14 protein-coding genes are annotated in these 12,570 nt (G+C 68.3%); 5 read left to right on the forward strand and 9 right to left on the reverse strand.

Annotated elements, in window-relative coordinates; translation table 11 throughout:
• Nucleotides 1-66 precede the first annotated feature (66 nt).
• From A4F85_RS31275 to A4F85_RS21995, 3 genes are all read left to right on the forward strand, one after another.
• On the forward strand, nucleotides 67-2,688 hold the full coding sequence (locus A4F85_RS31275; protein ID WP_063327694.1) for a choice-of-anchor Q domain-containing protein: 2,622 nt from the start codon (nucleotides 67-69) through the stop codon (nucleotides 2,686-2,688).
• Nucleotides 2,685-3,329: a molybdopterin-dependent oxidoreductase gene (locus A4F85_RS21990; protein ID WP_063327695.1), complete on the forward strand. Its 645-nt coding sequence runs from the start codon at nucleotides 2,685-2,687 to the stop codon at nucleotides 3,327-3,329. Before A4F85_RS31275 ends, A4F85_RS21990 begins: the two co-directional genes overlap by 4 nt.
• Before the next feature lie 362 nt (nucleotides 3,330-3,691).
• Nucleotides 3,692-4,009 carry a hypothetical protein gene (locus A4F85_RS21995; protein WP_063327696.1) on the forward strand — a complete coding sequence of 106 codons (318 nt, stop codon included), beginning with the start codon at nucleotides 3,692-3,694 and terminating at the stop codon, nucleotides 4,007-4,009.
• Nucleotides 4,010-4,086: 77 nt separating this feature from the next.
• Here A4F85_RS21995 and A4F85_RS22000 read toward each other — a convergent pair whose 3' ends face one another.
• Both A4F85_RS22000 and A4F85_RS22005 read right to left on the reverse strand, forming a co-directional pair.
• Nucleotides 4,087-4,377 carry a nucleotidyltransferase family protein gene (locus tag A4F85_RS22000; protein WP_013800234.1) on the reverse strand — a complete coding sequence of 97 codons (291 nt, stop codon included), beginning with the start codon at nucleotides 4,375-4,377 and terminating at the stop codon, nucleotides 4,087-4,089.
• A gap of 122 nt (nucleotides 4,378-4,499) precedes the next feature.
• Nucleotides 4,500-5,192, reverse strand: a complete 693-nt coding sequence (locus tag A4F85_RS22005) for a dienelactone hydrolase family protein (protein ID WP_063327697.1) — start codon at nucleotides 5,190-5,192, stop codon at nucleotides 4,500-4,502.
• A gap of 189 nt (nucleotides 5,193-5,381) precedes the next feature.
• On the opposite strand from A4F85_RS22005, the gene A4F85_RS22010 reads away from it, so the two are divergent.
• A complete protein-coding gene (locus A4F85_RS22010; protein ID WP_012202311.1) occupies nucleotides 5,382-6,029 on the forward strand; it encodes a MarC family protein in 648 nt (215 codons plus the stop codon).
• 53 nt (nucleotides 6,030-6,082) lie between these two features.
• On the opposite strand, the gene A4F85_RS22015 is transcribed toward A4F85_RS22010, so the two are convergent.
• From A4F85_RS22015 to A4F85_RS22025, 3 genes are all read right to left on the reverse strand, one after another.
• A complete protein-coding gene (locus tag A4F85_RS22015; RefSeq protein ID WP_063327698.1) occupies nucleotides 6,083-6,583 on the reverse strand; it encodes a hemerythrin domain-containing protein in 501 nt (166 codons plus the stop codon).
• Nucleotides 6,584-6,830: 247 nt separating this feature from the next.
• Nucleotides 6,831-7,418: a hypothetical protein gene (locus tag A4F85_RS22020; RefSeq protein WP_063327699.1), complete on the reverse strand. Its 588-nt coding sequence runs from the start codon at nucleotides 7,416-7,418 to the stop codon at nucleotides 6,831-6,833.
• A gap of 143 nt (nucleotides 7,419-7,561) precedes the next feature.
• Complete coding sequence (locus A4F85_RS22025; protein ID WP_012202308.1) at nucleotides 7,562-7,780, reverse strand: CsbD family protein; 219 nt, start codon at nucleotides 7,778-7,780, stop codon at nucleotides 7,562-7,564.
• A gap of 396 nt (nucleotides 7,781-8,176) precedes the next feature.
• On the opposite strand from A4F85_RS22025, the gene A4F85_RS30710 reads away from it, so the two are divergent.
• Nucleotides 8,177-8,350, forward strand: a complete 174-nt coding sequence (locus A4F85_RS30710) for a hypothetical protein (protein ID WP_156517041.1) — start codon at nucleotides 8,177-8,179, stop codon at nucleotides 8,348-8,350.
• Between the two features lie 240 nt (nucleotides 8,351-8,590).
• Here the strand turns inward: A4F85_RS30710 and A4F85_RS22030 are convergent, their stop codons facing one another.
• The 4 genes from A4F85_RS22030 to A4F85_RS22045 all read right to left on the reverse strand — a co-directional run bounded on the left by A4F85_RS22030 (nucleotide 8,591) and on the right by A4F85_RS22045 (nucleotide 12,368).
• Entirely contained in the window at nucleotides 8,591-9,259 is a 669-nt protein-coding gene (locus A4F85_RS22030; protein WP_063327700.1) for an ABC-type transport auxiliary lipoprotein family protein, read from the reverse strand.
• A 13-nt stretch (nucleotides 9,260-9,272) separates the two neighbouring features.
• A complete protein-coding gene (locus A4F85_RS22035) occupies nucleotides 9,273-10,235 on the reverse strand; it encodes an MlaD family protein (RefSeq protein ID WP_013800229.1) in 963 nt (320 codons plus the stop codon).
• Nucleotides 10,236-10,434: 199 nt separating this feature from the next.
• Entirely contained in the window at nucleotides 10,435-11,238 is an 804-nt protein-coding gene (locus A4F85_RS22040; RefSeq protein ID WP_063327701.1) for an ABC transporter ATP-binding protein, read from the reverse strand.
• Nucleotides 11,238-12,368 carry an MlaE family ABC transporter permease gene (locus tag A4F85_RS22045; RefSeq protein ID WP_063327702.1) on the reverse strand — a complete coding sequence of 377 codons (1,131 nt, stop codon included), beginning with the start codon at nucleotides 12,366-12,368 and terminating at the stop codon, nucleotides 11,238-11,240. The genes A4F85_RS22040 and A4F85_RS22045 overlap by 1 nt, the downstream gene beginning before the upstream one ends.
• Between the last annotated feature and the right edge of the window lie 202 nt (nucleotides 12,369-12,570).

Raw genomic sequence — 12,570 nt, forward strand, 5'->3', positions numbered from 1 at the left:
GACACCCCATAGATTTGCCCTCTTCAGCACATCACAGAGATGTTGTGCCTACCGAGGGGGTTAACCATGTTCGCCATCCATCTGTCTGCTGCAGCCGACGTACCACCCATACCCACGCCGAGCCCCTGGGGCCGGACATTGCCGGGCCTGGCGGGCGGGTTGGCACTGGCCCTTGCCGGCGCCGCGGCCCAGGCCGCCACACTCACCGTCACCACCGCCGGCGAGATTGCAGACACCGAGCCGCTGTCTCGTGCGCAATGCTCGCCTGCCGCAGGCGACCGCAACTGCGACACCCTGCGCGACGCCATCAACCATGCCGCCGATGGCGACACCATCGTCTTCGGCGCGGCCCTGAATGGGCAGACCATCTCGCTGACCCGCTTTACCAACTGCCTGGACACCGGGCAGGCCGCCGGCGCCACCTGCCTGCCGCTGGCCAGCTGGCCCGGCTACGTCTCGCAGTTCGGCCCCAGCGCCTTCTTCATCAGCGGCAAGCGCATCACCATCGATGCCACCGCCAATGGCTTGACGCCCCAGGGCGTGAGCGTGCAGCGCCTCGGTACCGCACCCGGCTTCCGGCTGTTCGACATCGATGCGCAGGGTGGCCTGGTCCTGCGCGGCCTGACCCTGGCCGGGGGGCAGGCCACAGGCGGCTCCAGCCGCTTTGGCGGCGGCGCGCTGGGTGCGGGCGGTGCCATCTTCAATCGGGGCCAGCTCACCATCGAACGCAGCACGCTCACGCGCAATCACGCACAAGGGGGGCAAGGAGGCCGGCTTTCCTTGAACTCCTTTGCAGGTGCCGGCGTGGGCGAGGATGCGACTTTTTCCCCGGGGGGAAGGCCGAACGCTGGCGGCCCGGACGATGGCGGCCTGGGCGGTGGCAGTGGCAGCGCCAGCGGCAAGAACGGCGGCTTCGGTGGTGGCGGCGGCGGCTCCGGCGGCGGCGGATTTGGCGGTGGTGGTGGCCGTCGTGGCAGCGGTGGCGGCTTCGGCGCCGGCAACGGTGGGGGCGGCGCCTTCGACGCTGGCGGTGGCGCAGGCGGCATGGGAGGGGCCATTTTCAACAACGCAGGCACCTTGACGCTGAACCAGGTCACCCTGGCTGGCAACGGTGCACACGGTGGGCTGGGCAATAGCAGCGGCGGCGGCGCCGGCCTGGGTGGCGCCGTTTTCAACTACAACGGCGCGCTCACCATCCGTTTCTCCACCCTGGCCGGCAATACCGCGCAGGCCAATGGCGACGACAACCCGGCCGCGCAAGGCGGCGCCATCTACAGCCTGGGCGACTCCCAGGCCGCCTGCAGTGCGGGTGGCAACATCAGTTGCACCCGCAGCGGCGCCTCGCTGGAGATGCAGGCCAGCATTGCCCAGGACAGCGTGTTCGAGCCGGCCACCAAACAGCCCGCTGGCAGGGACGTGGTGCTGGACCTGCGCAATGGCGGCACCAGCGATGCCAGCGGCAGCAACAATTTGCTGGGCCTGGCGCAGGCCCTGAACAATGCCGACATCAGCGCCCTGGCCTTCACCACGGGCAACCCGCAGCTCGGCCCCCTGGCCAGCCACGGCGGCCCCACCCAGACCATGTTGAACAGCACCGGCAGCCCGGCACTGGACGGGGTGGCCTGCACGGCCGCACCCGGCACGGACCAGCGCGGCGTGGTCCGCCCCCAGGGTGCGCGGTGTGACATCGGCGCCGTGGAGGCGAACGTCTTCCAGGCGGCATTGACTGTTCTGACCAGCGGCGCGGGCGGCGTATCGGCGCAGGCCTCTCCGCCTGCGGCCACGGGTGCCGTACAGGACTGCGGCCGCCCAGGCGGCCTGTGCCAGGCCGGCTATGGCTACTTCGAAGGCGCGCCCACCCTGGTGACCCTGGCCGCCACGCCCGACGCTGGCCATGCCTTTGCCGCCTGGGGTGGCACCTGCAGCGGCAGCATGTCCACCTGCAGCGTCACCATCGATGCAGCCAGGAGCGTGCAGGCCAGCTTCACGGCCTTCAGCGTCACGGCAAGCCTGCCCTCCGGCACCTACGGCACGGCCTACAGCCAGCCGCTGGCGCCCGTGCCCGGCGGCGGCGTGGGGCCGTTCAGCTACAGCGTGAGCGGTTTGCCCGCAGGCTTCAGCCAGGCCGCCGGCACCCTCTCGGCCCCAGCCACGCAGGCGGCAGGCAGCTACAGCTTCACGCTGACCGCCACCGATGCCAACGGCGCCACCACCGAACCCGCAGCCGTGACCGTGGTGATCGGCCCGGCAGCCACCAGCGCCCACCTGTCGGCCTCCCCCGCTGCGCCAGGCCATGGCCAGAGCGTGACTTTCAGCGCCCAGGTCACGCTGCCTGCCGGCGCCAGCGGCACGGTGGATTTCTTGAACGGAACGCAGGTGCTGTGCGCCAGCGTTGCGGTGACCGGCGGGCAGGCCAGCTGCAGCGTGCCCCGGCTGCCACCGGGCACGGCCACGGTGCAGGCGCGCTATGTGCCCGGTGATGGCAATACCTCCGGCTCGGACAGCAACACCGTGACCGTCACGGCGGCCCCCGCACCATCTGCGGCGCCCATTCCAGCGCTGGGCGCCGGGGGGATGGCGCTGCTGAGCCTGCTGACCGCAGCGGGCGCGGCGTTGTCGCGCAGGATGGGCACTTCACGGAAAATCGGCGCTGGCACATCGCCACGCACCCCCAGGAGTTCCCCATGACCGCATCCGCAAGCCGGAGCCCGCTTTCACGCCGCAGCCTGCTGGCCGCCAGCGCAGCCACCGGCCTGGCCCTGTGTGAAAGCGCCCTGGCCGCCCCCGCCGCCCCCGGAAAAAGCACCGAAGCCGCCGTGCTCACCATCAGCGGCCCCGGCGTGCGCGGCAACCGGGGGCCGCTGGACCCGGTGGCCGACCTGCTGCTGAAAAACCATGGCCTGGCCTTCGACTCGGCCTGGACCACAGGGGCCCATGCGCTGGAGCGCCTGCCCACGGTGGAGATCACGCCCCATATCGAATACGACGGCCAGCCCCACCGGCTGCGCGGCCCGCTGCTGGCCACCGTGCTGCAGGCGGCCGGCGTGGACAGCGCCGCCGCAGCGGCCAAGGGCCAGTGGATCACCCTGCAGGCCATCGACGGCTACCGCGCCCAGCTGCCGCTGGCCCAGGCCCTGCAATGGCGCATGCTGCTGGCCACGCACATGGACGGCCGGCGCCTGGGCCTGGGCGGCCTGGGCCCGCAATGGGCCATGTACGACGCCGACCGCATTGCGGAGCTGGCCGGCAAGCCCCTGAAGGAACGCTTTGCGCAGGCGCCCTGGGGGCTGTACCACATGGGGCTGCACGCGCAGCAGCCGCAGGGCTGACCCCAAGGCTGCGCATGGTTCCGTTTCGGCGGGGCTGTGCAGGACCTCCGCAAGGGGGTGCCGGCTCCTTTGCCCGGCCCGCCAACCTGCACAGCCCTGCCACCCGTTGGCGGCGGCAAGCTCAGCATAGCGTTGACCACATTGCAACCCGGCCTGCGGCGCGCATTTGGAGTACCATTTCGCGATCCCCTCGGGGGATACGGGCTTGGCGGCCCGGAACAACGTAGGCGCAGCAGCCGCATGCCTTTTGATGAGGCAGCGGCTTTTCATCTTCCCGGTGCTGCGCCGGGCACGGTTCCGTTTTTGGCGGGGCTGTGCGGGACCTCCGCTAGGGGGTGCCAGTTCATGCCAAAGGAGCCGCCATGTCTGACCTCGATGCACTCAGCGGAGCACACGCCTCCCCGCCTTTCTTCTCTTCCTCGCAAGTGCCGAGGGAAGAGATCAGCCTGTACTACCCCATTTCCGAATACGAGGTCTATCGCCTCAAGGACTGCATGCACCAGATGGGCCTGGTGATCGACCTGTGCTGCATGGCCGGCCCAGACCAACAACTGAACGACCTGGGCGGCCTGATGAGCTTCCTGACCGCGCAGCAGCGCGCGCTGCGGGGCACGCTGCAGACCGTGCAGGCGCGCAAGGCAACGCCGGGGCCGGCCTGTGATCCTGACCCCGGGGGTTGATCAGGCCAGTTGCGGACACTCGCGCAACACCGATCAGCACAGCTTGTCGCCGAGGTAATCGGGAAGGCGATGCCCGTTCATATCGGCTGCGCCTCCGCAAGCACCTGGGCACGGAACTTCAGCGGCAGGTCTCCGGGCGTCAGCAGATCAACGCGAAGGCCGAGCAGCGATTCCAGCTCGTCCTGCAGGCCGCCCAGGTCGAACAGCGTCGCGCCCGGCAATGCATCGACCAGCAGGTCGAGGTCGCTGCCGTCCCGGTCGGTGCCATGCAGCACGGAGCCGAAGACGCGCGGGTTCGCAGTGCGGAAACGGCTGGCCATTTCACGCACTGCGCTGCGATTCATGTCGAGCACCACGGACGGTCGCATGAACATCCTTTCCTGTTGAGACTTCTGGAAAGCCTATTGCATCAGGCACCGGGTTTCAAGCAGCACTCCCGGAAATCCCGATGCCTGGATTTTCCATGCCGGGCCACGCCCGGCATGGCAGATCAGGCCAGATGCTGGTCGAAGAAGGCCAGCGTGCGGTCGCGCGCCTGCAGGGCGCTGGCCTCGTCGTAGGCGCTGCGCTGGTCGCAGTTGAAGCCGTGGTCGGCGTCGTACAGGTGCACCTGCACATGCTTTTGCGCCTGGGCGAAGGCCTGCACGGCGTCCACGGGAATGTGCGTATCGCGCCGGCCGAAGTGGGCGATGACGGGGCACAGCGGCTCGCGGCCCATCTCCAGCGGCGTGGTCATGCCGCCGCCGTAGTAGCAGGCCGCAGCCGACAGGCTGGGCAGGTTGCAGGCCGCGCGCCAGGCCCACAGGCCGCCCCAGCAAAAGCCCACGATGCCCACCTTGCCGCCGGGCACCAGCGTGGCGGCATGGGCGATGGCGGCCTCGATCTCGGGCAGCACGCCGGGCTGGGGCAGCGCCTCGGCGGCGGATTTCAGCGCCATGCCCTTGGCACGGTCGGCGTCGCCGTAGCCCAGGTCCACACCCGGCTCCACACGCGTGAACAGTGACGGCGCCACGGCCACATAGCCGCGGGCTGCCAGGCGGTCGGCCACGGCGCGGATATGGGCGTTGACGCCGAAGATCTCCTGCAGCACCACGACGGCGCCGCGCGCGGGCACGTCGGGCCGGGCCACCCAGGCCGGCGACGCCGTGCCATCCAATGAAGTCAACTGCACAAAACTGCCCATGTCCGCGTTCCTTTCTGTCTGAGAACCTGTTGTGATTTCCCGGTGGGCGGACGCGCCCCGCAATGCTGTAATGGCGGCGGGCCGGCCCGTGCGGCAATTCTTTCACAGGAGACATTCGATGGAACGAAAAGTCGTGCGTACCGGCAAGCGCCGGGCACAGGTGGGCGGCGGCAACCTACAGGGAATGCGATGGACCTCAAACCGCTGATCACGCTGGTGGCCATCATCAACCCGCTGGCCATCGTCCCCTTCTTCATCCACTACACCGAGGGATTCAGCGCCCAGCAGCGCCAGCAGACCATTCGCACGGCGGCGCTGGCCTCGTTCTGCGTGATCGCGGCCTGCGCCATCATCGGGCTGCAGGTGCTGGACTTCTTCAACATCTCGCTGCAGAGCTTTCAGGTGGGCGGTGGCCTGCTGCTGCTGATCAGCGCGATGAACATGCTCAACGCCCGCCCGGCCGAGGAACGGCCCAACGCGCCCACGCTGGTCGCTGGCGCGGAAAAGGCCGCCATGGGCAACAGCATTGCCGTGGTGCCGCTGACGATTCCGCTGCTGACGGGGCCGGCCTCCATGTCCACCGTGGTGATCTACGCCGACCAGGCACGCACCATCTGGCAGCACCTGGCCCTGGTGGGCTATGGCGTGGTGGTGGCGCTGGTGGTGATGGTCTGCTTTTCGCTGGCCGACCCGATCGCCCGCGTGCTGGGCAAGACCGGCATCAACGTGATGACGCGGCTCATGGGCCTGATCCTCGCGGCCCTGGCCGTGGAGGTGATGGCGGGCGGGCTGGTGAAGATCTTCCCCATCCTGGCATCGCCCGCGATCGTGCCCTGAACGGGCTGGCTGACTGGTGGCCTTACTGGCGGTTCAGATCGGTTCAGGCCAGATCAGGCCGGCACGGCCCGCGCGCGGTCGGCGCTGCCATCGCAGGCACCGCCGCAGCCCGTGATGGGCTGCTCGGGCAAGGCCTCAGGGTGCGCCAGGGAGCCCGTGGCGGGATCGAAGCCCGCACTGCGCAGATGCAGGGCCAGCGCCGCATCCATGGTCTGCGCATGGTGCACGAACCAGGCCGCCAGCTCGCCCGCCATGCTGCGGATCACGGCCAGATCACCGGCCGCCGCCTTGGCCGCCCCCTCGCGCATCACCTGCAGCACCACCTTGTGCTGCAGGCTGTGGCAGTTGGTGCTGGTGAACCGCGTGGACTGCATCCAGCGGTCTTCCTGGTCGAAATGCACCTGCGTATGCGCGATCAGCTCATCCCAGCGCGCGCACAGCTGCACATCATCGGCCGCCTCCACCTCGGCCAGCAGCAGGACGAACTCCTGATGCACCTCGTCCATGGCCGGCAACTCCAATGCCAGCGCTCCGCTCCATTCCAGCACGGCCATATGCTTCTCCTGCCTTCATCGTGAAAGCCTGCAGCTTAGGAACAGCACCGCCCAACCCGTTTGACCCACATCAGCCAACCCGAAAACAGCAAAGCCCCGCGAGCGGGGCTTGGTCAAGGCGGATAAAACTGGCGCGGCCAAAAGGCCAGGGGCACCGAGCAAGAGCCGCCTCGCGGCGAAGGTGCCGTCCCCCTCCCTCGCGAAGCGAGTAGAGAGGGGGAAGCGGCGTCAGCCGCTCAGGGGGAGCTTACTGTCCATATTTCCGCTTGGCATCAGCCACGCAGGTGTCCTTGGCAGCGCCGCTCATGGTGTCGCAACGGGCCTTGGCAGCCTTGTAGTCGGCTTCGCGGGTTTCCTCGGCAGCGTCCTTGCGGGTTTCGGCCACGTTGGCAGCCTTGGCTGCGGAGTTGGAAGCGGGCTCGGCCTGGGCCTTGTTCACCTTGGCGGCTTCCACGGCGTGCACGTGGGCGGCCTTGGCATCCTTCACGCAGACATCCTTGGCGTCGCCCTTGAGGTCGTCACATTTTTCCTTGGCGATGTCGTAGTCCGCATCAGCCTTGGCCTTGAGTGCCTTTTCGCTGTTCTTGGGCGAAGGATTGCGGCGCGATTCCAGTTCGGCCTTGGCCACGTTTTCCTGGCCCTTGGCCTGCTTCTCGCAGACGTCCTTGGCGTTGTCCTTGAGCGGCTTGCACTGTTCCTTGGCAGCCTTGTAATCGGCCTCGATCTGGTTCTTGGCGGCCGTGTGCTCCGCATTGGTCATGGCCATGGCGCCGGAGGCCATCAGGCCCAGGGCGACAGCGGAAAGCATGTGGCGAAAGCGTTGCGGTGTTTGCATGATGGAACTCCTTGTATTTGTACTGAACCGGCCCTTGGTGCCTGCGGCGGCGGGCCATTGGTGCGTGCCTCAGGCACGCTGGCTGTCGAGGAGCGGATGGCGGCGCCGGCCAGGGCGTCCAGCCCATCCGCAGTCCACCCTCGTCAGTCTTCGAAGCGGAAGTCGGGGTTGCGCTTTTGCCAGTCGGTCAGCTGCTTTTCGGCAGCGTCGCGGGCCAGGCCCTGGCGCTCCTGCAGCTTGCCCAGGAATTGCTCGCGCTTGCCGGCGATCACGTCCAGATCGTCATCGGTGAGCTTGCCCCATTGCTCACGGATCTTGCCGGTGAATTGCTTCCAGTTGCCCTTGATGCGGTCTTCATTCATGGCTTGGTCCTTTCAGTGATGTTGAAGTAGCGCTGTGCAATCAGGCCTTGTTTTTCAAAGCCGCGATCTGCATCAGCGACGGTTCCACTGTAAAAAACCTGGGGGCTGCGCGCCGTAGTCTGGACCTAGTGTTGACGGTCGTCCCAGGGGCAGCCGAGACGGTGGGATCGGGACTACAGCCCCTGACGGACGCGCGGGAAGCGCTGGGTCAGGCGCGGCCCGCCCCTGCCCTGAGTACCCAGCCTTTTCCCCGTATGTCCGCCCCTGCGCCGTGGCGGTTGAGCAAGTGCAATGACAACCGGAGAGTGGGCCGTTCGATGAAGCATTGCCGAGCAAAGATGCTTAAGGCCCCATCGCAAAGCATCGTTGCTAAGATTCATTCAACAGGAGCCTGCCATGCCTACCAAAGAACGCACTGACATCAACACCGAAGTGCTCAGCCTCAAACAGGCCAGCATGTCGCGTGCGCTGATGGCTGCCCGCAAGGCAGTGAACACCGGCCTGCTCCGCACGCGTAGCAGCTCCAGCAAGGTGGCCTACACAAGGGAGTTGAGGGTCAAATCCTCCTGATTCAGGCGTAACTCAGGCGTAAGGCCTTCGCCCTGCCAAAGCCCAGCTCTGCTGGGCTTTTTGCTTGAAGGAGCGCGGTCAGGCTCACAAGCGCTGCAATCGCCCCGACGTGGCCTCGCCAAAGCGGCTCGAACCTGAGTCCACTCCACGAAGAAACAGCCGAACAGTGCAGTGCACCAATCGGCTGTTGTTGAGAGGGGAAGAAAGGAAAAACGGGGGGCTGGCGGCCAAAGCTACCGCTCAGTGCCCCTGCTGCCCCAGCCACTCATCGATCTGCGCAATGGCGGCATCGGCCGCCGTCGCCAGCGCCTTCGCGCCGCCTGCAGCATCGCCGGAGGCGGCAGGACTGCGCACCTCGAACAGCTTCTGACCCAGCAGGCGGTCCACGGCACCGCTTTGCTCGACCAGGGTGGCGCGCAGGCGCACCACGCCGGCACTGGAGCCGGGCGCGTCAAAGACCTGGCTGAACTCTTCGATGTCCACGCGCAGCAGCGTGGGCACGGCGCCCTGCAGGCGCGGCTGGGCCACGCTTTCGCTGCTGGCAAGCACGGGGCGCTGCACGCCCAGCTGGCTGCGCAGGCGCTGCTGCAGCAGCAGGGCCGGAGGCTGGCTCCAGCGTGCCAGCTGGTAAGGGCGCAGTTCCTGGCCGTTGGCATAGGCCAGGCGGTAAAACATGGCCGTGCTGCCGTCGGACAGGGCGGGGGCCTCCACATCGGCCAGCGCCAGCGGCGTGCGTGCCTGCGGGGCGGCGGATGTGGCGGCCTGCGCGGGCGCGGACAGCGGCGCCAGGCCGAAGTCATAGCGCGCGGGCTGGGCAGGGGGCTGCGGCAGGGCCGAGCAGCCGGCCAGCAGGATCAGGGCGGCGGCCAGTCCAGCGCTGGCCACGGCGGTCTTGCGAGATGGGGACATGCGGGTTCCTCGGTCAGGGCTGGGTGGCTGCGGACGGGGCGACGAAGCCGGGCTCGCCCGGCCCCGGGCGGGCCTGGCCCGGCCCGTAGATCACGGCCTGCGGGTTGTCGCTGAAGCGGCTGGCCGCCGTGCCCATCTGGCGCGCGGCGCGCGAGACATCATCGGCCGCGCGGTTGGCGTGCGGCACCGTGCTGCGGCCCAGCGAATCGGCCATGCGGGTCAGTGCGCGCGTGCTCTGGGCGATCTGCTCCAGCGGCCCGTCCTGCGCGTTCACGCGGCGCACGGTCTGCTGCAGTTCGGAGGCCACGGCAGAGGCGCCGTTGCTGGCCTTCTCCAGCGACTGCAGGGTGTTGTGGGCGTCGGCGGCGAGCTGCGGCACCTGGGTGGACAGCGTGCGGTCCAGGTTCTGCGTGAGCTGCTGCACGCCTGCGGCAGCGGCTGCAATGTTCTCCAGCGCCTGGCTCACGCGCTTTTGGTTGTCGGTGTCCAGCATGTCGCTGAGGCGGCGCGAGATTTCATCGGCGCGCTCCAGCAGCACCTGCCCCTGGTCGGCCAGCATGCTCAGCGGCGACGAGCGCAGCGGCAGGCGCGGCAGGCCGCTGGGGCCGGGCGGCAGCTGGGGCTGGGGCTGGTCCGCATCATCGAGCTGCACATGGGCCAGGCCCGTGACGCCCTGGTAGCCCAGCACGGCGAACGTGGTCGGCGTGATGGGCGTGTTCACGCCGATGGCGATGCGGATCAGCACATTGCCATTGGTCTGCGGATCGAACCCGATCCGCGTTACCTTGCCCACCGCCACGCCCTTGTAGCGCACGGCAGCCTGGGCCTGCAGCCCGCTGATGCCGTCCTTGGTGGACAGCTCGTACTCGTTGTACTGCCGCGTATCCCGCGTCAGCCAGATCGCCAGCCCCGCCAGCAGGGCCGCCACGACCAGCACGAAAATGCCGGCCGCCATGGCATGTGATTTGTTTTCCATATCAATGGTCCATAACGTTAGCCCAGCAAACAAGGCATGGGGCCGTGGCCCCCAGTCAATCCACAACTCAGGGCGAGACCTTCAAAACCGGCGCACCCCAAGGCAAGGGACACCGAGCAAGGGCCGCCCCGCCGCGAGGGTGTCGTCCCCCCCCGCAAAGCGAGAGGGGGGAAGGCGCGAAGCGACTCAGGGGGGCTTCTCATACCGTGCTCATCGCGCGCCTGCCGCGCTCCCCCTGGAAGAAATGCTCGATGAACGGATGCTTGAACTCGGCCACCTCGCGCGGCGGGCCGCTGACCAGCACCTTCTTCTCGGCCAGCACGGCCACGCGCGAGGACAGGGCGAACAGCGTGTCCAGGTCGTGCGTGACCATGATGACGGTCAGGCCCAGTTCGGCACGCAGCTCGCGCAGCAGTTCGCAGAATTCGTCGGAGCTGGTGGGGTCCAGCCCGGCCGTGGGCTCGTCGAGCAGCAGCAGGGGCGGGTCCATGATCAGCGCCCGCGCCAGCGCCACGCGCTTGATCATGCCGCCCGAAAGATCGGCCGGCATGCGCGAGGCATGCTCGGGCTTGAGGCCCACCATCTGCAGCTTGACCAGGGCCGCGTCGCGCACCAGGTCGTCGGGCAGCGTGCCCTGCTCGCGCAGCGCGAAGGCCACGTTGTCCAGCACGCTGAAGGCCGAGTACAGCGCCCCATGCTGGAACAGCATGCCCACGCGGCTGGCGGCGCCCTCGCGGCCCATTTCACTGGCCGGGCGGCCCAGCACTTCGACACGGCCCTTGGTGGGCTCCAGCAGCCCCAGCATCTGGCGCAGCAGCACGGTCTTGCCCGTGCCCGAGCCGCCGACGATGGACAGCATCTCGCCGCGCTGCACGTCCAGGTCCAGGTCCTGGTGCACGGCAAAGGCGTTCTCGCCTTCGCCGAACACGCTCCACAGCCCGGCGATGCGCACGATGGGCTCGTCGGCTGCAGGCGTGGGGGAGGTTTCGGTGTCCATGGCCATCAGATGCCTACGTCCTTGAACAAGATGGCGAAGATCGCATCCACCACGATCACCATGGTGATGGCCGTCACCACCGAGGCCGTCGTGCCCTTGCCCAGGCTCTGCGTATTGGGCTCCACGCGCAGGCCCCAGTGGCAGCCGATCAGGGCGATGAGGGCGCCGAAGACCACGGATTTGCCCATGGCGATCCAGAGGTTGCCGATCTTCACGGCGGCAGGCAGGGCCTCGGCAAAGTAGGCGCCCGTGACGCCCATGGTGAGGTCGGCCGCGAGCATGCCGCCGGCCAGCGCGGCCAGCGTGGTCCACAGCGAGACCAGGGGCATGGCGATGGCCAGCGCCAGCGCGCGCGGCAGCACCAGGCGAAAGCCGTGCGGTATGCCCATGACCTGCATGGCATCCAATTCCTCGGTGACGCGCATCACGCCGATCTGGGCGGTGATGGCCGAGCCCGTGCGGCCCGCCACCAAAATGGCCGCCAGCAGCGGACCCAGCTCGCGGATCAGCGAGATGCCCAGGATGTTGACGATGAAGGATTCAGCCCCGAACTGGCGCAGCTGCAGCGCCATCAGGTAGGCCAGCACCACGCCGATCAGAAAGCCCACCAGGGCCGTGATGGGCAGGGCCGTGGCGCCCATGGAATAGAGATGACCGGAGATGTCGCGCCAGGGGCCCCGGTGCGGCGCACGCGCAAAGCGCAGCAGGTCGATCAGCAACTGGCCGATGAGCCGCGTCATCTGCGCGAAATGGCCGCAGGCGTTGATCACCAGGCAGCCCAGGCTGTCGATGCGCTCCAGCAGGTTCGGGCGCGGGGGCGGCGGCGCAGGCTCCTTGGAGAAACGGCCCACGCGTTCGAGCATGGCGCGCTGCGCATCGCTGGCCGCCAGGCGCGCGGGCAGGCGACGGCCCCAGTGGTTCCACAGCAGCTGCGCGCCCACGTGGTCCAGCCAGTCCAGCCCTTCGAGGTTCCAGCCCAGGTCATCGCCCTTGGCATCGGCCAGCTGCGCACGCAGCTTGCGCCACTGCGCCCGCCGGCCCAGCTCGGCCGCGCCCCAGGAGCCGGTCAGCAACGCCCACTGGCCGTCGTTGTCGCGGCGCAGGCTGCATTGGGGGGGATTGTTGAGGGCAGACAAGTGCGGAAAGTCCTTGGGGGTTGCGAAGGCGGGGCGCGCAGGCAGGGCCGGGCGGCGTTGCAGCCAAGACCGCAGGATAACCGAGCGGCACGGGCCGCAGATTGCCTGGCGGCGCCGTGCGCACGACAGCTTTGCCCTACGCGTGCAATTTTTATCAAAAAACCAGCGCGACAGCCATGACTGCTGCATGCGATGCTGCAAA

Source organism: Delftia sp. GW456-R20 (assembly GCF_001622915.1).
In the GTDB taxonomy this organism is placed as follows: domain Bacteria; phylum Pseudomonadota; class Gammaproteobacteria; order Burkholderiales; family Burkholderiaceae_C; genus Comamonas; species Comamonas acidovorans.